The organism is Bacillus sp. OTU2372, from assembly GCF_038440275.1.
Taxonomy (GTDB): Bacteria; Bacillota; Bacilli; order Bacillales; family Cytobacillaceae; genus Neobacillus; species Neobacillus bataviensis_B.
Genome location: NZ_JASATK010000007.1, coordinates 193,879 through 214,083, shown reverse-complemented (window position 1 = coordinate 214,083; position 20,205 = coordinate 193,879). Strand labels below are relative to the sequence as shown.

The following is a 20,205-nucleotide window of genomic DNA, read 5'->3' as shown; positions in this document are numbered from 1 at the left end:
GTATTTCAATTCGGAATTTATGTCTTTCAGCCCCAGATTACCGCAACTTATCTTGAAAAACACATGTTATTGTTTTCATTTAATATGATTAAGATAAGCTATTAATTTTGCGGGAGGATGAAAGAAAATGAATGCGGTTTCAGTTGTGATTGGCTCCATCTGTATACTAATGATTGCGTACCGTCTATACGGGACTTTCATGGCTGCAAAAGTCTTAAAGTTAGATGATTCCAAGCCGACACCGGCTCACGAGTTAAATGATGGAAAGGACTACGTTCCAACAAATAAATGGGTGACATTCGGCCACCATTTTGCCGCAATCGCGGCTGCAGGTCCACTTGTTGGGCCAATCCTGGCGGCACAATTTGGTTATTTGCCAAGTTTACTTTGGCTATTAATTGGAGCTGTAATTGGCGGTGCGGTCCACGATGCTGTGGTACTTTATGCTTCCATGCGTAAAAAGGGGAAATCTTTATCCGAAGTAGCAAAGGATGAATTAGGACCTGTTGCAGGTTTTTGTACTGGACTTGCTATGTTATTCATCATTACGATTACAATGGCCGGTCTTTCAATGGTCGTGCTTCATGCCCTTGAGAATAATCCTTGGGGAACCTTTTCAGTAGGAATTACTATTCCAATTGCGATGGGAGTAGGAATTTTTTATAAGAAAACGGGTAATTTAAAGATAACTACGACAGTAGGATTTATCCTAGTCATGGTCGGTGTCTTTGTTGGACCAATGATTCAAGATACGATTATTGGGGATTGGCTCACCTTAGATACCAAAACATTAGCCATTATCCTGCCAATCTATGCTTTCTTTGCAGCGGCACTTCCGGTATGGCTGTTGCTTGCTCCACGGGATTATTTAAGCAGTTTTATGAAGATTGGTGTATTTATTGCCCTTATCATCGGAGTTTTCATTATTAATCCGACGATTCACATGCCAGCATTTACGAAGTTTACACAAGGCGGCGGTCCTGTCATAGCTGGTCCAGTTTGGCCATTTATTTCGATAACGATCGCTTGTGGTGCGATTTCTGGTTTCCATGCCTTTGTTGGATCAGGTACCACACCAAAAATGCTAGATCGCTGGTCAGATATTAAGGTGGTTGGCTTTGGAGCGATGTTAGTAGAGTGTGTTGTCGGGATCATGGCATTAATTGCGGCAACAGCGCTTCAGCCGGCAGATTATTTTGCAATTAATTCAACTCCTGAAGTGTTCAAAACATTAGGAATGCATGTAGACCAATTACCAAAGCTTGCCCAGGAGATTGGAATTGAATTGGAAGGAAGAACAGGCGGTGCGGTAACATTAGCTGTAGGTATGACCTATATCTTTACTGCCATCCCTTGGTTTGCGAAATTATCCTCCTACTTCTTCCAATTTGTCATTATGTTTGAGGCTGTCTTTATTTTAACGGCAATTGACTCTGGTACACGTGTAGCCCGTTATTTGATTCAAGATTTCTTTGGAGAATTCTATAAACCTTTGAAAAAAACAGACTGGCTGCCAGGCTCCATTTTTGCAAGTGCCTTAGCATGCTTTATATGGGGATATCTGCTCTACTCAGGAGACATTGGTTCGGTTTGGGCCTTGTTTGGAGTATCGAATCAGTTAATGGCCTCTATTGGTCTAATCATTGGTGCAACCGTAATTCTAAAGGTTGCCGACAAACGGTGGTACATGTTTACTTGTTTAGTACCTCTGGCATATTTATTTGTTACCGTTAATTATGCAGGCTATTGGATGGTCAAAAACGTCTACTTAAATCCAGCAGCGGCAGGGTACAGTGTCTTGAATGGTGTTCTATCGATTACGATGCTAGTCCTTGGCATTATTATTATGGTGACAGCAATTAAGAAATGGACAACGATGTGGAATTCCCCGCGTTTTCAATTTGGTTCAAGGGTTGCATAGAATAATGGGGCAGTTGACTTCAATAGTCAGCTGCTTTTCATGTTTAAAAAAGACCTTACTCGTCCATCCTGAAATTAGGCAAATGTTTGCTTGCATAGTAGCAGAAAATTTAATACAATAACCGTAATACTTTATATTAAAAAAACAGTGATCAGGAGTAGTAATGATTCATACTCGACAGATTAGAGAGTTGACGGCTGGTGAAAGTCAACCGAGTACATCATGAACTCGCCTTTGAGTTGCAGGCATGAACAAACAGTAATGGCTGCCGTTTACCGCGTTAAGGTTGAATGAAGCGAGTGTTTAGGCACTAATGTGGGTGGTACCGCGGGAAGATACATATAATCCTCTCGTCCCTTTTTGGGATGAGGGGTTTTTTTATTTATCAGTAGGAGGAAAAAAAATGAGCTTTAATCACGAACAAATCGAGAAAAAGTGGCAAAAAAAGTGGGAAGAAGAAAAAACGTTCAAAACGAGCGAAGAATATAATAAACGGAAATTCTATGCCTTAGATATGTTTCCATATCCATCCGGTGCAGGGCTTCATGTAGGTCACCCAGAAGGATATACGGCAACAGATATTCTTTCCCGTTTAAAAAGGATGCAGGGATATAATGTCCTTCATCCCATGGGCTGGGATGCTTTTGGATTGCCGGCTGAACAGTATGCATTAGATACAGGTAACGACCCTGCTGAATTCACAGAAAAGAACATAAATACGTTCCGCAGACAAATTAAATCATTAGGTTTTTCATACGATTGGGATCGTGAAGTGAACACAACTGATCCTGACTACTACAAATGGACACAATGGATTTTCTTAAAGCTTTGGGAAAAAGGGCTAGCCTATATTGATGAAGTAGCCGTCAACTGGTGCCCTGCACTTGGAACTGTTTTGGCAAATGAAGAAGTAATTGACGGAAAGAGTGAACGCGGCGGCCATCCGGTTGAGCGCCGTCCGATGAAGCAATGGATGTTAAAAATTACTGCTTATGGTGACCGTTTACTTGAGGATTTAGAAGAGTTAGATTGGCCGGAAAGCTTGAAAGAAATGCAGCGAAACTGGATTGGCCGCTCTGAGGGAGCCGAAGTCACTTTCAAAATCGATGGGCATGATGAAACTTTTACCGTGTTCACAACACGTCCAGATACTTTATTCGGTGCAACTTATGCAGTGCTAGCACCTGAGCATGCCTTTGTTGAAAAAATTACAACAGTGGAGCAGCGTGCCGCTGTTGATACCTACTTAGATAAAGTTAAAATGAAGAGCGACTTAGAGCGTACAGACTTAGCAAAAGAAAAAACAGGTGTATTTACCGGTGCGTATGCCATTAATCCTGCAAATGGCGAAAAAATGCCAATCTGGATCGCTGACTATGTATTAGTAAGCTATGGAACAGGTGCGATTATGGCTGTCCCTGCCCATGATGAACGCGACTATGAATTTGCTAAAGTTTTCAACTTACCAATTAAGCCAGTCGTGGCAGGCGGAGATGTAGAGAAAGAAGCCTACACTGGTGACGGTGAGCATATCAACTCTGAGTTCTTAAATGGGTTAGATAAAGAAGAGGCCATTTCAAAAATGATCGCTTGGCTAGAGGAAAAAGGAATTGGAACGAAGAAGGTTACTTACCGTTTACGTGACTGGTTATTTAGCCGTCAGCGTTATTGGGGCGAGCCAATCCCAATTATCCATTGGGAAGATGGCACGATGACAGCCGTTCCGGAAGAAGAGCTGCCATTAACCTTACCAAAAACAACTGACATCAAACCGTCTGGAACCGGAGAATCACCACTTGCTAACATTGAGGACTGGGTAAATGTTGTGGATCCAAAAACGGGTAAAAAAGGCCGCCGTGAAACGAATACCATGCCGCAATGGGCAGGAAGCTGCTGGTACTATTTACGATATATTGATCCAGAAAATGATCAAGAATTAGCATCACAAGAAAAATTAAATCATTGGCTGCCAGTTGATATTTACATTGGCGGTGCCGAACATGCCGTGCTTCACTTGCTATATGCACGTTTCTGGCATAAGTTCTTGTATGACATCGGTGTGGTGCCAACCAAAGAACCATTCCAAAAGCTATTCAACCAAGGAATGATCTTAGGTGAAGGCAATGAAAAGATGAGTAAATCAAAAGGAAATGTTGTCAACCCTGATGACATCATTGAAAGCCACGGTGCCGATACCCTTCGTATATACGAAATGTTTATGGGGCCGCTTGATGCGTCGATTGCGTGGTCAACCAATGGCTTAGATGGATCCCGCCGCTTCTTAGATCGAATTTGGCGCCTGCTAGTGGAAGAAAACGGCGAGTTAAGTCCGAAAATCCAGCCAAATGAAGAAGCATCAAACCTTGAAAAAGTGTACCATCAGACCGTGAAAAAAGTTACCGAGGATTATGAAGGATTAAGATTTAATACAGCCATTTCACAAATGATGGTATTCATCAATGAAGCGTATAAAGCAACCGTTCTTCCAAAGGATTACATCGAAGGCTTTGTTAAGTTACTAGCTCCAGTTTGTCCGCATATCGCCGAGGAGCTATGGGAAAAGCTAGGACATAGCGGCACCATCTCTTATGAAGCATGGCCTGCATATGATGAAGCGAAATTAGCCGATGATGAAATTGAGATTGTCATTCAAGTAAATGGCAAAGTCAAAACGAAATTAAAGGTTCCAACAGATGCAACGAAAGAGGCATTGGAAGGAATTGCAATGGATGATGATCGTGTCAAGGAACAAATCGAGGGTAAGACGATTCGCAAAGTGATTACTGTACCTGGTAAATTAGTAAATATTGTAGCAAATTGATCAGGATGCAAAATTGAACATCCTCCTGTGAAATGGAGGATGTTTTTCTGAAAGGGATGAATGGGATGGAAGAAATTAAAGTGATTACACCAGAAGAATTACAAAAAAAGCTCGAGGCAGGGGAAAAACTGGAGCTTGTCGATGTACGGGAAGATGAGGAAGTAGTTTTTGGAATGATCCCGGGAGCAAAGCATATTCGGATGGGAGATATTCCTGCTAACCTAGACTATTTTGATAAAGATAAGGAATATATTTTTATCTGCCGTTCCAGCCACCGAAGTGGTAACGTATGTCATTATCTTCAAGAACAGGGTTACAAAGTCCGCAATATGATTGGCGGAATGCTGGCTTGGCCATTTGAAACTGAATACACAGAATAACCGATTCCGTTTTGGAATCGGTTTTTTTTTCGTTTCATTAGCAGCAAGAAGGTGTTCACTAACTGCCAATCAGGTTCCACCTGTAGTGGTATCAAATCCATGATGATGACCAGAAAATGTTTCTCCGCCGTTATCGAATTGATCCTGTTGTTGATTGCTATTATAAAAGCCTTGTCCACTGTTGTCAGAGTTTGTATCCGGTGTTTGCTGATTTTGGTCAAATTGCGAAGTACTGTCCCCGCCCCAGGAATTATTGGAATCCTGCCCGGATTGCTGATCTTGTCCTGATGGCTGATCTTGTTGTGAATTAAATCCCCCTTGTGAGGGCTGCTGATTTGTATTGTTATTTGAGAGTTGTCCTTGATTAGTAGCTACTTGATTGTTGTTATTACCGCCGTTTGATAACCCAAGATAGGAGACCATTCCAGCTACAAGTGCTAAGCTGCCGAAGCTGACTCCCCAAGAAATCCTTTGTTTTTTATCCACCTGAGATACTCCTTTCTATACTGACCTCAAAAGGAGTTTACATGTTCAAACTTAAAATAACCTTAACTTTTATAGTTATTTATTTTTAAAATTCTGAAAAAATGAGAATACTAGTAGAAAAAATGAGAGGGAGAGAGTTTTGTGATCCAAGTAAAGTTATTTGACCGGGAGCATGAAAAAGATTTAGAAAAAGAGATGAATCGATTTTTAAAAGGAATAGATGATCAAAGTCTTGTTGATATCAAGTACAATGTGGCAGCAATGACAGAAGAAGAAGAGGAAGAGCAGATTTACTGCTTTTCCGCAATGATTATCTATCGGGCGTGATAGTGAACTTCACGCCCGATTAGCTTTTGCAGACAGAGCTGCATTGGTTCCAGCAAGCCTTCCCGTTACTAATGCAGATGTAATGTTATACCCTCCTGTGTAACCGTGAATATCTAGGATTTCCCCACAAAAATAAAGGCCCTCCATCAATTTTGAGGCCATCGTTTGCGGCTCGATCTCTTTTACCGTAACTCCGCCGCCCGTCACAAATGCCTTTTCGAGCGGAAGGGTGCCATTTACTTTGAATTCGAATTGTTTGCAGCCCTTTGCAAATGCACGGATTTGTTCATTAGAAATGGTGGCTCCTTGCTCAGAAGGATCAATATCATTCAATTCTAGCAGAAATAGAAGATAACGCTCAGGTACCAGTCCCTTTAGGGTATTTTTGATACTTTTTTTAGGTTCACCTTTTACGAGTTTAACAATCTCTTGAAAAATTTCTTCCTCTTTTCTGTCTGGAAGGGCATCAAGGCTCATCGTTACTTCTTTTAAATTCCACTTTTTGATTGCCTTAACAACAAATTGGCTGCAGCGCAAAACAGCCGGGCCGCTCACGCCAAAATGGGTAAACAGCATATCCATCCGATGCGAAATCAAGGGTTTGCCCTTCGGATTTAACACACTAAGATTAATATCCCTTAACGATAATCCCTGCAGCGTTTTCTTTTTAATAAAGGGCTCACTTGAGGTCACAGGTACCTCGGTAGGGAACAAATCAGTGATTGTATGTCCCGCTTTTTTAGCCCAGGCATAACCATCACCGGTAGACCCTGTATGAGGGACCGATTTCCCTCCTACGGCAATCACTACTGACTTAGTAGATAGTTGTTGTCCATCTTTTAGCAGAACGGAAGAAACATGTCCATTTTCATAAAGAACATCCGCTACAGGACTATTTTTAAAGACTCTTACACGAAGCTTTTCGAGCTGTTCTAAAAGAGCATCCACTACAGATTGAGCCTTATTGCTAACTGGAAACATCCGCCCGTGATCTTCTTCTTTTAATTCAATTCCCAGCTTTTCAAAAAAGCGAATAATATCTTCATTACTGAAGATAGAAAAGGCACTATATAAGAATTTTCCGTTGCCTGGCAAGTGCTTAATAATCTCTTCAACCGGCAGCCGGTTCGTCACATTACAGCGTCCCCCTCCGGAAATGGCAAGTTTTCGGCCGAGCTTATCTCCTTTATCAATTAACAGGACTCGGGCTCCCTTTTCACCAGCTGCAATGGCCGCCATTAATCCGGAAGGACCGCCGCCGATGACTATACAATCGTAATCCATTTTATCCACCAACTTTAATTTATTCATTTCATTATAAACATAACTTGTGAAATTAAAACGAAAAAAACTATTTTTTTAAGTGAAATAACTCGGTTGTGAGTGGCATCGGAGGGAAAGAAGTTGTAAACTACTAATAGTGTGCAAAAAACGTCGATTATTCTTTGTGAACTAACGAACGTATCTTTCGGGTAGGAAGGGATTTTATGCAGTCTAAGCTTTTAAGAGGAACGTTTATATTAACGCTCGGAACCATACTTTCTAAAGTAATCGGACTTATTTATGTTATACCGTTTTATCAAATTGTTGGAAAAAATGGGACACAGCTTTATTCCTACGGATATGTCCCTTACACCATATTCATAAGTATTGCAACGGCGGGTGTACCACTAGCTGTTTCAAAATTCATTGCAAAGTATAATGCGCTTGAAGAATATGCTGTAGGCAGAAAATTGTTCAAATCCGGATTAATGGTGATGTCTTTAACTGGTTTTGCTGCGTTTTTAATTATGTATCTAGCAGCCCCTTTATTAGCGGAAATGAGTAATCCAGGAAAGGGTCAATTGGATGATGTGATAACAGTCATGAGGGCAGTCAGTTTTGCCTTAATCCTTGTTCCCTTTATGAGCTTGATCAGAGGGTATTTTCAGGGGCATCAATCGATGGGACCAAGTGCTGCATCACAAGTGGTTGAACAAATCGTGAGGATTTTATTCACACTTGTTGGGGCCTATGTGGTCTTGAAATTTTTAAGCGGGTCGATGGTAACTGCAGTAAGTGTTGCAACGTTTGCGGCCTTTGTGGGAGCGATTGGAGGCCTTGCCGTCTTATTTTGGTATTGGTATAAACGGAAGCCATATTTAGATGAGCTTTTGGAGAAAGATAAGGGAACGGTCAATATTTCGTTGAAAGAGATTTATAAAGAAATCTTTATCTATGCGGCCCCCTTTGTATTTGTTGGGATTGCTAATCCGTTATTCCAACTTATCGATCAATTTACCCTTACTAAGGCCTTGGTAGAAATGGGAACTTCAAAGAAATTGGCCGATACTGCTTTTGGAATTTTGAACTTTGAGTCGCATAAAATTGTGATTATTCCTGTTTCTTTAGCTACTGCCTTTTCGTTAACCCTTGTCCCGAGCATTACGAAGGCATATGTTGAAAATGACCGTAAAAACTTGACTAATCAATTAAATCAAACTTTTCAGGTGTTGTTATTTTTAACATTGCCCGCGGCGATTGGGCTATCATTATTAGCAGAGCCTGTTTATACTGCTTTTTATGAGCATGATGCCCTTGGGACACAGGTTTTAGGTGCTTATGCGCCAGTTGCCATCCTTTTTTCTCTTTATTCGGTGACGGCTGCAATCATGCAAGGGATTAATGAACAGCGGTATACGATTTTAAGCTTACTAGTTGGACTATTGGTTAAACTATCTCTTAATATTCCATTAGTAAAGATGTTTGAAACAAGAGGGGCTGTATTGGCAACAGCGATTGGCTACACGGCCTCGATTATTATTAATTTAATTGTCATCAAATATTTCTCCCGCTATCAATATCGATTTGTTTGGCGGAGAAGCTTATTGATTATTATTTTTGCAGGCTGTATGTGGGCTGGAACGGAGATTATGTATAAATTTTTATCGTTGTTTTTATCTCCGGGATCTAAAATGCAATCTGTCTTAATTATTTTAATAAGTGCCTTTGCAGGGGCAGCCATCTATTTTTATCTAGGATTAAAATCCGGACTTGTAACCCGATTATTCGGGAACAGAATTGAGCGTGTCCTCACTAAATTTAAGCTGCCAAGAAGGAGGCAAAGCGTTGAGAATTGATAAAATGTTAGCAAACCTTGGCTACGGCAGCCGAAAAGAAGTAAAGCAGCTTTTAAAAAGCGGTGCCGTTAGAATAGATGATGTAATCGTTAAGGACCCAAAACAGCATGTTGATGAAAAAATTCAAACTGTGACCTTTAATGGTGAAGTGATTGAATACAAAGAGTTTATTTATTTAATGATGAACAAGCCTCCTGGGGTGTTATCGGCAACGGAGGATAGTGCTACGGAAACGGTAATTGATTTGTTGGAGATTGGGGATCAAGTTTATGAGCCTTTTCCAGTTGGGAGATTGGACAAGGATACAGAAGGTCTATTACTGATAACCAATGATGGTCAATTAGCGCATCGCTTACTTTCACCGAAGAAGCATGTGCCGAAAACCTACTTTGCTGTTATTGATAGAGAAGTGACGGAAGAGGATATAAAAGCCTTTGCCAAAGGGGTAACTCTTGATGACGGGTATGAAACAAAGCCAGGTGAATTGAAAATTTTAAAATCTGGACTCCGCTCTGATATTGAGCTGACCATTACCGAAGGAAAGTTTCATCAGGTAAAAAGAATGTTTGAGGCTGTTGGGAAAAGGGTAGTCTATTTGAAGCGTATTTCCATGGGGCCTCTTCCATTAGATGAAACTTTAGAGCTCGGAGAATATCGGGAATTAACGGATGAGGAAGTTGAGTTATTGCGGGAGTATCAGGTCAAATAATCAGAAAGCAGCTAATTTTAGCTGCTTTTTGTGTTTTACCTGGGTGGTTGATAAATTTGGAATTCGGTCGAAATAATAGTAACGAAGCTTAAAAATGGGTACCATACAGGTAAATACGCATTAAAGAAGTGTTGCTAAGGGGGAACTGTTATGAAACTGACACATGATCAGGCCATTGAGTTACACGGTTTCAATAACCTAACCAAGTCTTTAAGTTTTAATATGTATGATATTTGTTTTACAAGAACGAGAGAAGAACGGGAAGCCTACTTAAAATATATTGATGAACAATACAGTGCGGAAAGATTGCAAAAGATTTTAAAGCATGTTGCTGAAATTATAGGTGCCCATGTATTAAATGTGGCCTATCAGGATTTTGAACCGGCCGGGGCAAGCGTGACTCTATTAGTATCTGAGGGACCTGTGACACATGATGTTCCTTCAGAATCCTTTGAAGAATCACCAGGGCCGCTTCCAGAATCATTGGTCATGCAGCTTGATAAAAGTCATATCACGGTTCATACATACCCAGAATTTCATCCGGATGAAGGGATCAGTACCTTTAGAGCTGATATTGACGTTTCAACGTGCGGAGAGATTTCTCCGCTAAAAGCCCTTCACTATTTAATCAGGTCATTTGAAACCGATGTAATGACGATAGATTACCGAGTTCGTGGTTTTACAAGGGACAAGAGCGGACATAAGCTTTTTATCGATCATGAAATCAACTCAATCCAGAACTATATCCCTGAAGACGTTGGCGAATTATTTGATATGATTGACGTCAATGTTTATCAGGAAAACATCTTTCATACCAAATGTAAACTCCGTAATTTTGATTTGAATAACTATTTATTTGGTTATACAAAGGATAAGCTGACACCCGATGAACATATTGAAATAACTGAGCGATTAACAATGGAAATGGATGAAATCTTCTATGGGAAAAATATAGTTTAAGTGCTCAAAAACTTGAGCTCTTAAAAATACTTGACGTGAAACCATATGGTGTTATATAGTTTTAATGTGAAACCAAATGGTTTCATAATTTGAGCTCAATTGAGGAGGACTTTTAGTGGAAAATCAATCACAAGCTACATTAGAGGATATTAAATATACAGTTATTTATAATGCACCAATTGCAAAAGTATGGGATGCGGTCGCAACAGCAGAGGGGCTAAGTGCTTGGTTTATGCCAAATGATCTTAAGCCAGTAGAAGGTCATGAGTTTCATATAAATGCAGGGCAATTTGGCATGTCACCATGTAAGGTTACACATGTAGACCCGCCAAACCGTCTTTCTTTTAATTGGGGAAAAGACTGGACTTTAACATTTGAATTAAGGGACTTAGAAGAGAAAACAGAGTTAACGTTGATCCATGGCGGCTGGGATGTAAATAAAGTTACGGAATTCGGCGCACCACATACACCAATTCGTGATAACATGAACAAAGGCTGGGCAGGCCTTGTGAAAAAGCTTCAAGCATATGTTGAGGCGTAAATGGCAGCTTCCTCAGCAAAACATGATGTATTTCAAGCGATTGCTGACCCAACCCGCCGAAGGCTATTAAAACTTCTTAGTACCCAAGAGATGCCTGTTACAGCGATTACTGAACATTTTCCAATTAGCCGGACTGCCGTTTCTAAACATTTACGAGTTTTATCTGAAGCTGGGTTAGTGAAGGAGCGGAAGGTTGGACGAGAAACACGGTACAGGCTGCAGCCAGATCCTTTAGTTGAACTAAAAGACTGGCTCCAATATTTTGAGCTATTTTGGGAAAATAAACTGGGGGCACTGGGGCGTTTGTTAGAAGCGAATGATTCAGATTCGGAAAACAATGAATCAAAAAAGTAAATCTAAATATACAAAAGTGATACCCACAAAGGATATCACTTTTTGTTTTTTATAAGATAAGAAAATAAAAGTTTTTGACTTTGAGAATTGTCTAGCTCCAGCGCCTAGCCCCTCGATGGTCTACAGCTTATCCAGTTGCGGCTCCTAGGGACGCAAGTCTAAGCCATCCCCTGAAGAAGGCAAAAAGCTCCTTCTTACAGGGTACGTCTTAGCCTAGAGTCTCAGGACAGTCGCCTCCACATTTAGGACAATCCGTCCAAAAGGTTAAAAAGCAACCTTTCAGCCGGCTCGTCTTATGCTTGGCTACAGAAAGCTGTCGCTTTCTGTACGCATTAAGGGCGACTAGTCTTTGACCCTGCTTTAGCCGGCCAGTCGACAAGTCGCTCTATATCGGGGCTGACCAAGGCGCTTGTGCTTTTCTTAATTAACAGCTTGTGTTTTTGAGTGCTGCAAATGACTTGTAATCCAGCCAATCAGGGCCGCGGCTACTAAATAAATCAATAAAATTACTATTTGCTGCTGCAGCTGTGCCCAATCCCCAAGTGTAATAACATCCTGGAATCCTCGTAACGAGTGCGCCATAGGAAGAACTTTACCAATCTGACTCAGAACAGGGTTACTCAATTCACCAGGGAAAGTCCCGCCGCAGGTAGCTAATTGCAGGACTAACAGAGTAACAGCCATAAACTTCCCAGCTACTCCAAACACCGTTACTAACATGAGAATAAACGTCATAAAAGTTAAGGAGACAATAATACTAGATAGAATAAATAAAGGAACACTGGCTACATGGACTTTAAAGCCAAAAAGAACGACTAAATCAACAAATAGTACTTGAATTAAGGCAATTGCATATTTAAGAGCAAGTTTGTTAATAAAATGCTCCGTTCCGTTGACGTTCATATCCTGTCTCCGCCCTAACGGAAGGATATTTGCTGCCATAATCCCGCCAACATAAAATGCTAGAGATAAGAAGTAGGGCATAATTCCAGTTCCATAGTTCGGTACATGAGATAAATCCATTTCAACTAACTGCACCGGTTCTGAAAACATCGAGGTTAATTGGTCGGTATTATGGACTTCCGATGTTTTCGTTGCTGCCTCATTCAATTTAATAGCAAGCTCATTGGACCCCGCTGATAATTGTCCCAAACCATCTACCAACTGATTAGTACCTTGATCAAGTTGGTTTCCTCCGCTGGCTAGATCAACGATACCGTTATTAAGTGAATTAAACCCTTGTTTCCATTGTGTGAATCCGTTCGATAATTCTATAGTTCCATCTGCAAGTTTTGTAGCACCACTTGCTGCGTCCTGCATTTTTGTTCCAAACTGCTTCATCCCGTCTTGAACCTTTGTCTCACCTTGTACTAAAAGAGAGGTGCCTTGGGCGAGTTGGTTCTGGCCATTATTCAAGGAGTCTGCAGCAGTTGAAAGGCCAGCAGCCTTTGCTTCAATTTGTTGGATTGCTTCATCATTTTGCAGCTCAGGATGACTTTGTAAAAATTGTTCAATCGAATCCTTTAGATCCTCCGCAGTACTTTTCAAATTTGCTTGACCCTGTGCCAATTTTTGTTGGCCCGACGCTAAATCCTTTGTACTTTGAGTCAATTTGTCCATGCCTGTTACAAGGTTGGTATGGCCAGATGCGAGTTTTGACATACCGTCCGAGAGTGAAGCCGATCCGTTTTTAATCGTGTCAAGTCCTTTGGCTAACTGATCCTGACCGATAGAGAGCTGTTGGCCTCCATCCTTAAGCTTTGCTGCTCCATCATTTAAGCTGTGAACACCATCTGAGAGCTGTACCATCCCATTTTTTGCAGCGGTTGTTCCTTGATTGATTTTGGCTGCTCCATCACCGGCATCACGTAATCCATTTGCTAGTTCTTGGAACTTTGAAAATACGCCATCTGCATATGATTTGGTAATACTATTAGCGATTTTCGTTTTCATTTTTTCGGTTGCAGTCGTGCTTATTTGTGATGCAACGAAGTTTTTACCGGGATTTATTTTATATACGAGCTTGGCCGGCTGTGGATGCTCATCCATTAAGGTACTTACCTTTTGTGAAAAATCTGCTGGAATGGTTAGTACCATGTAATAAGTTCCAGCATTTATTCCTTCGTTTGCCTTCTTTTCTGAAACGAAATGGAAATTTAAATCCTTATTTTCTTTCAAGTTCTTAACAAAATCTCGGCCTGCGTTAATGGATTTATGTTCCATCATGGAGCCTTTATCTAAATTAACTACAGCTACTGGAAGGTGATCTAATCTTCCATAGGGGTTCCAATATCCAGCGAGGAAGAAGCCTGAATAGATTAATGGAACCATTAAAAGAAAGATTAAGGCAATTCTTCCATGTTTATGATGCCACATCATTTTTAAATCTCGAAATACTAACTTTAGTCCCTTCATAAATACCCCTTTAAATTTTTGATTTAGTAACATAACCATTATGTTAAATGGAATTTTATATATTGTATAATATATAATTTGTTATGGAACTATAGCTTTAAATCTATTTAAATGTGAAGGTGTATAAAAGATGGAGCTTTTACAACTACAATATTTTCAAACAGTTGCGAGACTTGAACATATGACGAGAGCGGCAGAAGAACTGCAAATTGCCCAGCCATCACTAAGTAAAACGATAGCTAGATTAGAGGAAGATCTTGGTGTCTCCTTATTTGATCGTAAGAATCGACAGCTCAAGCTAAATCATTATGGAAGATTGTTTTTAGAGCGTGTAAACCGGGTATTTTTAGAATTAAATGAAGGGAAGAGAGAAATAGAGGATGAACTTGAACGTGGTCAAACACAAATTACCTTAGCGGTCAGCATTCCAAAAGTACTTCCTGAATTATTGAGTTCGTTTTTAAAGGAATTCCCTGATATTAAATTTCAACAGGTGCTAGAGTCTACTTCATCAATGAAGAGTCTCCTCGAGAAGGCCGAGATTGACTTCTGTATTTCATCAGTTGAAATTGTCGGCAGTGACATTGTGTGGGAACCACTTATGACGGAACAAATTTACCTAGTTGTTCCCCCGGAGCATCCTTTAGCAAAGAGAGACAAAATATACCTTAATGAAGTAAAAGACGAGCCGTTTATTAGTATGAATACGGGATTCGGATTTCGAAATCTAACTGATGAATTTTGTCATGAAGCAGGTTTTGTTCCTAATATAGCTTTTGAAGGAGATGAACCTGGGGTGATTGGGGATTTGGTCCGGCAAGGATTGGGAGTGGCCTTTATTCCGGAAATATCTTGGCTGGGAAATTCGAAGCCTTTTCCTAATAAACTAGAAATCATTGAACCCCATTGCCAAAGAACCATAGGGTTAGGCTGGTCAAAAAGGAGATACCTGTCTAATCCGGGTCAGCACTTTCGTCAATATGTGCTGGATTATTTTTCAAAAATTAATCGTAGATGAAAAATAAAAGGCCAGCACGCTTGCTGGCCTAAATTTACATGTTATGCGATTATTTTTCTACCATCAGGTTTTTTATAAATAAAGGAAAGAAGGATAAGTATGCCAATCGTTACAAGACAAACGGATGTTCCAATCAAATTGTTGGAGTTAAATAAAAATCCAATGAAAATGATGCTTAACGAAACGAGTGCAAAAATCGTTGTGTATGGGAACAATTTCACTTTAAAAGCTGGTTTATTTTTGTAAAGCGGTCTTAGTTTTAACTGGGCTGCACAAATGCTCATCCAAATAATCATGACTGTAAAACCAGGGATCGTCATGAGGTAGCCAATGACTTGGCTTGGTGTCAAATACGCTAAATATACACCCGCCAAAATACAAATACTCGTAATTATAATCCCAATAAACGGTATTCCCTTAGATGAAACCTTTGCGAGGACTTTAGGTGCCACATCACTTTGGGCCATCGAATACAAAGTTCTCGATGTGGCATAAATACCGGAATTTGCAGCTGAAAGGACAGCCGTTAAAAGGACAAAGTTCATAATGTGGGCAGCCCCAGGTAAGCCTGTACTACTGAAAACCTGAACAAATGGACTGTCTTGACCAGTCACTTTGTTCCAAGGCATCATCCCGCAAATGATAAGAATGGGTAAAACATAAAAAATAATCACGCGCCAGACAGCGCCTTTAATAATTTTTGGCAAGACACGATCAGCATCTTTTGTTTCAGTAACTGCAACCCCAATTAATTCAGCCCCTCCATAAGAAAACATGACAACTAAGAAGGCACTAAATGTTCCACCTAGCCCATGCGGAAAAAAGCCGCCGTGTTCGGTATAGTTTGAGAGTGGGTCGTGCAGGTTGCTTGGAATTAAGCCTAAAAGAAGTAAAAATCCTAAGATAATAAAGGCAATTAGGGCAATAATTTTAATGCCAGCAAACCAAAATTCCAGCTCGCCATAGTATTTTACTTGGAATAAATTGATGCCAACAATGACAATCGCACATAGAAAGCTGAGCAGCCACAATGGGACACTCGGAAACCAAAATTGAAGAAAACTTCCCGCCGCTAATAATTCAACAACGGTAACTAAAATCCAATTAATCCAGTATAGCCATCCAACAAGAAAGGAAACTTGAAATCCAAACGCCTTATTAACTAAATGCTGTACATTTAAATTAGGATAAGCTAGCGCCATTTCGCCTAAGGCTGCCATAATAATGAATAACAATAAACCGCCGATTAAATAGGCTACAATTACACTAGGTCCAGCTATATTTAAGGTATCGGAGCTGCCTTTAAAGATCCCTGTTCCAATCATCCCGGCCAGGGCAATAAACTGGACATGCCTCGGCAGAAGCCCCTTTTTTAGATCCTGCTGCTGATTTTTCTTCATATACGTACCTACTTTTCTTTTTTACTTAAACGCTTTTAAGCACTAAAGCATTTTCCTATATTAATATATCATATTTATTATTCCTGTCAAATAGAATTGAAGAATTAGAGGATGAAAAAAATTAAATAAAATATTTTGCCTTAAGGAAACTTAATTGGTATTGGTGAATATTATAAAGTAAATAGGAGATGATTATATGGTGCTTACCCCTCGCTTACAGCGGAGAATTCTAATGTATTCATATGTATTTAAAAAGCTTGGCATTTTATCAGAGCAAGAATTTAGCCAAATTACAAATTTCACCCCTCGTATTGAAAAACAATAGATTATATTATAAACAGTAAAAAGCACGCGATTGACATCGCATGCTTTTTTATGCGGATTGTTTAATTTTATTTTTGAATTTAAGATGACATTTTCACTTTCTTTTGTGTTGTTGTCCATTTTCCGCGGCTTGGGCTGATCACCAAGTCATTATAGGCTAAGACATTTAAATCTCGTTGTATGGTGCGAGGAGTGATACCAAATTCCTCTACAAGTTCCTGGGTCGTAACAGTGCCGTTATTTCTTATAAACATGTAGATACATTTGATGCGGTTTAACATCCGGTTAGTTGAAGGTTTCAAAGAACCACTCCCTATCCTAAATTTCAAACCTATGGCTTAATCCAGCTACCGACGCCTATTTGAAGATTACTCTTCAAGAAATATGTAGTTTCTTTTCCGCGCAGACATCTCCTTTAATGGAATGTGACTGTGGATACTTAGATGTCATACATCTAACCTTATTGTACCCATAATTTCAGAAAATTTCTACCAATATAGTAAAGAAAACAAGATATTCTTCGGTAATTAATGGTAATGGTCTGTTTTTACCTCCTCCTAAATTATTTTATACTATAGAGTATGGGGGAAAGTACTTGGATTATGTTAAAATTATTTAAATTTTTAACTTCGCCTTTACATATGATGTAGCTGTCCTAAACGTTTATTTAAAAGGAACCTTAATGACGACATAAAGTCAGGCTGGAACTTTATATAATTCCACCATGCCTTTCACTTTTGGCGTAGAACCTAATACAGCCAATGGTTATATTGACAGTTTAAGGGTGAAATTAGTGAAGTTAGACCTTGGAACCGCGCTTTACCTCAAACCGAGCTTCAAGACTGCTTTTATAAAACGCTTTATCATTTTATTGTAGGAAAAAAGTTTGCTGTTGAAGTAATGTGAGGAGTATTTATTTGGTACCAGATGATATAAGGCAGTACAATAAATGCCTAAATGTATTTTATATGTATATCTCTTAACAGATAAACTTCACTAATTTGCGGTTCAGTGAAGTTTATATCTGTCTTATTAGAGCTTAAATTAATTATTGAGACTCTGAAATGACTCGCTGCGCTTCAAAATAAAGAACTTGAATAAATTTTTTCGTATTGATCCTTGTAAGGGAGGTCGACGGTGTTGAACTATACTTTAATTCTGTCATCTTCTTCCTTACGGATGTAAAATCAAAAAACTTCGAAGCGTAATTTTCGAACTTCCAATTGGAAAAATCAGCAAGACCTAGGGAAGCAAGATGAGTCATTGATTGTGAAATAGCCCGTCGAACTCGTTGTTCAGAAGCCTTTATTTCTTTTTTTAACTCAGACTCTGATGCGGATGATCCCAGTCTTTTTTTAGCCAGATCAACGAAAATTTCTTTAAGGATGGGAACCCCTTTATTTAACGAATACTCATGTTCATTCTGATATAAGTACTCCAATATATCTAGTAAATCTTTACTTCCGTTTTCGCCAGCGATTCCTAATTCAGATAATAGAACATGACCTGATGTTCTTATATTTTTTTCGTCGAACGATTTTTGTTGTTTATCTAGCGGGTGATCCGATTTAAGAACGACATTGAGGGATTTTTGAATATCGTGTATCGATTTTTCCAATCGAATTCGTTCTATGACTTTCTGAATAATCGTCAGTATTTCTATCCTATTGATTGGTTTGGTTATATAGTATTCACTGCCAAGGGAATAGGCTTCAGCAATCATCTCTTTCGATTCTACTTGAGAGATCATGATGATTTTCCCTTTGAATAATGGTTTAATTTGCCGAATGGTTTCTAGTCCGTCTTGAACCGGCATTAAAAAATCGATCAATAGAATATCTATGTTTAACATGTTTAATCTGTTTCCATCCAACAAAGAGCCATCTTCTGCTTCCCCGGCCACTACTCCCAAACCCTCATCTTCAATGATTTGGGCCAGCATCGAACGAACCGCTTCATCATCATCTGTTATATAAAAAAGCATCGAATCACCCTTTCTCCATTAAATGAACTGCCGGTAATTGAATAATGAAACTAGAACCTGTTCCGCTTAATCGATTGTCGACGAAAATTTCACCTTTAAGCTGTTCAACCATCTCGTTTACAAAGGATAATCCCATCCCAGTTGAAGGGTTTCCGGAATGATCGTACTTAGTCGTAAACCCGGGCTTAAAAATTAAATTTTTATGTTTTTCGGCAACACCGGGCCCGTTATCTTCAATTTGGAATTTAACCCAATACTGATCCCTTTCTATATTAATAGTAATGGATCCAATATTAACGATGGCTTCTACAGAATTTGTGACTATATTATTGATAATCGACAGAAGGGTAAAAACATGGTATGGAGGATGAACTCCCTCAATGGAATATTCAATTTGAATACTTTTTCCTAGTAAACTTGCATAATTTTCGTTTGTTTTTTTGATAATGGAAACTAGTTCGTCAAGTTTCATATAATCTGTAAAACTTTCACTAGAAATCAGTTTAGAAAGCCCCGCAAAAATACGGTAGTTATCTTTTTTTATCTCATGAACTTCACCGGCAATTATTAATGCCTGCCTGCGGAGTTCCTCGAGGGTATCCTCAGCAGCCCTTTCATTTTTCATAACGTTTAAGCCTTTGTATAGATCATATGATTTTTTTGTAATGCTTTCAGCATCCTGCAATGTTTTTTTTAAATGAATGGATTCCTCATATAAATTGGAAATGAGCATGAGCATGTGTTCATTTTGCTTTCTAATTTGTTTTTCTCTTGCCTGTGCTTCATATAGCTGCATCATCGTGAAAAAGCTGATAACAAGAAAGCTGTGTGATATCGCCATAATCAGGATTTCACTTATAGCTGTTAACTTAATCGTTGTCCCCAATGCCAAATATTGCATGGTCAATTCTGCCATATCAGATAATAGTTCGATGATGATGCCAATCAATCCCATTAATATGGGCCGGTTATAGAAACGATTGGCTTTAGCAACATAAAAGAAGCTAGCATAGGCGAAATAAAAGAAAAAACTGGAAAAATTGGATTCAAAGGAGGAAATCCAATTCCAATTACCTTGTTTGATAAATTCTAGTAAAATGCGAAAACTCACAACTTGAATGGCAGTCAAGAAACCTGGAAAAACTGCTGGGATTTTTCGAAACAACAGTAAAAAGAATAAAAATGTCGGCACGCCAAAACTGATCCGAAACGTTTCATTAATTGGATAAAAATTTAATTCACCTGCTAATGGGACTGTTATCATCATCAAAGCAAGGATGAATAGGTCTTTTTTCAATAATGGGCTAATATTCAAAAAGGTCACTTCCTCATTTTTCTGAAAATTAGTATACAGATAGATTCGTTTTAATACAATGCAAACTTTTCTTTTTAACCAATCCAAACCATTTTAAATAAAAAATAAAAAATGTTCTGTAGTTTTTCGTT

General features: G+C 39.2%; 17 protein-coding genes and 1 other annotated feature. Of the genes, 10 read left to right on the top strand and 7 right to left on the bottom strand.

The genetic code is table 11. The features are described 5' to 3' along the window. Positions 1-127: 127 nt before the first annotated feature. The 3 genes from cstA to AAHB15_RS14150 all read left to right on the top strand — a co-directional run bounded on the left by cstA (position 128) and on the right by AAHB15_RS14150 (position 5,122). Positions 128-1,921: a carbon starvation protein CstA gene (cstA, locus tag AAHB15_RS14160; protein ID WP_335571371.1), complete on the top strand. Its 1,794-nt coding sequence runs from the start codon at positions 128-130 to the stop codon at positions 1,919-1,921. Positions 1,922-2,059: 138 nt separating this feature from the next. Beyond that, positions 2,060-2,282 (top strand) — a binding site (T-box leader). A gap of 42 nt (positions 2,283-2,324) precedes the next feature. Further along, positions 2,325-4,742, top strand: coding sequence for a leucine--tRNA ligase (gene leuS, locus AAHB15_RS14155; RefSeq protein ID WP_335571372.1), 2,418 nt, complete (start codon positions 2,325-2,327; stop codon positions 4,740-4,742). A 65-nt stretch (positions 4,743-4,807) separates the two neighbouring features. Continuing rightward, entirely contained in the window at positions 4,808-5,122 is a 315-nt protein-coding gene (locus AAHB15_RS14150) for a rhodanese-like domain-containing protein (RefSeq protein ID WP_098532040.1), read from the top strand. A 69-nt stretch (positions 5,123-5,191) separates the two neighbouring features. Here AAHB15_RS14150 and AAHB15_RS14145 read toward each other — a convergent pair whose 3' ends face one another. Beyond that, the gene (locus tag AAHB15_RS14145) at positions 5,192-5,608 is read right to left on the bottom strand and encodes a hypothetical protein (RefSeq protein WP_335571373.1); all 417 of its coding nucleotides are present in this window, start codon (positions 5,606-5,608) and stop codon (positions 5,192-5,194) included. A 141-nt stretch (positions 5,609-5,749) separates the two neighbouring features. Here AAHB15_RS14145 and AAHB15_RS14140 point away from each other — a divergent pair, with 141 nt between their 5' ends. After that, complete coding sequence (locus AAHB15_RS14140; RefSeq protein ID WP_335571374.1) at positions 5,750-5,935, top strand: sporulation protein Cse60; 186 nt, start codon at positions 5,750-5,752, stop codon at positions 5,933-5,935. Positions 5,936-5,944: 9 nt separating this feature from the next. On the opposite strand, the gene AAHB15_RS14135 is transcribed toward AAHB15_RS14140, so the two are convergent. Then, entirely contained in the window at positions 5,945-7,219 is a 1,275-nt protein-coding gene (locus AAHB15_RS14135) for an NAD(P)/FAD-dependent oxidoreductase (protein WP_335571375.1), read from the bottom strand. 203 nt (positions 7,220-7,422) lie between these two features. On the opposite strand from AAHB15_RS14135, the gene AAHB15_RS14130 reads away from it, so the two are divergent. The 5 genes from AAHB15_RS14130 to AAHB15_RS14110 all read left to right on the top strand — a co-directional run bounded on the left by AAHB15_RS14130 (position 7,423) and on the right by AAHB15_RS14110 (position 11,618). Further along, positions 7,423-9,054, top strand: a complete 1,632-nt coding sequence (locus AAHB15_RS14130; protein ID WP_335571376.1) for a putative polysaccharide biosynthesis protein — start codon at positions 7,423-7,425, stop codon at positions 9,052-9,054. Continuing rightward, entirely contained in the window at positions 9,044-9,763 is a 720-nt protein-coding gene (locus AAHB15_RS14125) for a pseudouridine synthase (protein WP_335571377.1), read from the top strand. Before AAHB15_RS14130 ends, AAHB15_RS14125 begins: the two co-directional genes overlap by 11 nt. Before the next feature lie 150 nt (positions 9,764-9,913). After that, positions 9,914-10,723, top strand: a complete 810-nt coding sequence (speD, locus tag AAHB15_RS14120; RefSeq protein ID WP_144564623.1) for an adenosylmethionine decarboxylase — start codon at positions 9,914-9,916, stop codon at positions 10,721-10,723. A 115-nt stretch (positions 10,724-10,838) separates the two neighbouring features. Then, a complete protein-coding gene (locus AAHB15_RS14115; protein WP_335571378.1) occupies positions 10,839-11,264 on the top strand; it encodes an SRPBCC family protein in 426 nt (141 codons plus the stop codon). Then, positions 11,265-11,618 (top strand): ArsR/SmtB family transcription factor, encoded by a 354-nt coding sequence (locus AAHB15_RS14110; protein ID WP_335571379.1) that lies wholly within the window; start codon positions 11,265-11,267, stop codon positions 11,616-11,618. It begins immediately after the preceding gene. A gap of 420 nt (positions 11,619-12,038) precedes the next feature. On the opposite strand, the gene AAHB15_RS14105 is transcribed toward AAHB15_RS14110, so the two are convergent. Then, positions 12,039-14,033 (bottom strand): YhgE/Pip domain-containing protein, encoded by a 1,995-nt coding sequence (locus AAHB15_RS14105; RefSeq protein ID WP_342042636.1) that lies wholly within the window; start codon positions 14,031-14,033, stop codon positions 12,039-12,041. Between the two features lie 130 nt (positions 14,034-14,163). On the opposite strand from AAHB15_RS14105, the gene AAHB15_RS14100 reads away from it, so the two are divergent. Continuing rightward, positions 14,164-15,051 carry a LysR family transcriptional regulator gene (locus tag AAHB15_RS14100; protein ID WP_335571381.1) on the top strand — a complete coding sequence of 296 codons (888 nt, stop codon included), beginning with the start codon at positions 14,164-14,166 and terminating at the stop codon, positions 15,049-15,051. Between the two features lie 41 nt (positions 15,052-15,092). On the opposite strand, the gene AAHB15_RS14095 is transcribed toward AAHB15_RS14100, so the two are convergent. The 4 genes from AAHB15_RS14095 to AAHB15_RS14080 all read right to left on the bottom strand — a co-directional run bounded on the left by AAHB15_RS14095 (position 15,093) and on the right by AAHB15_RS14080 (position 20,083). Then, entirely contained in the window at positions 15,093-16,451 is a 1,359-nt protein-coding gene (locus AAHB15_RS14095; RefSeq protein ID WP_342042635.1) for an amino acid permease, read from the bottom strand. 404 nt (positions 16,452-16,855) lie between these two features. Next, positions 16,856-17,077, bottom strand: a complete 222-nt coding sequence (locus AAHB15_RS14090; protein WP_007086548.1) for a DeoR family transcriptional regulator — start codon at positions 17,075-17,077, stop codon at positions 16,856-16,858. A gap of 746 nt (positions 17,078-17,823) precedes the next feature. Beyond that, entirely contained in the window at positions 17,824-18,759 is a 936-nt protein-coding gene (locus AAHB15_RS14085; protein ID WP_335571383.1) for a response regulator, read from the bottom strand. A 4-nt stretch (positions 18,760-18,763) separates the two neighbouring features. After that, positions 18,764-20,083: a sensor histidine kinase gene (locus tag AAHB15_RS14080; RefSeq protein ID WP_342042634.1), complete on the bottom strand. Its 1,320-nt coding sequence runs from the start codon at positions 20,081-20,083 to the stop codon at positions 18,764-18,766. Positions 20,084-20,205 lie beyond the last annotated feature (122 nt).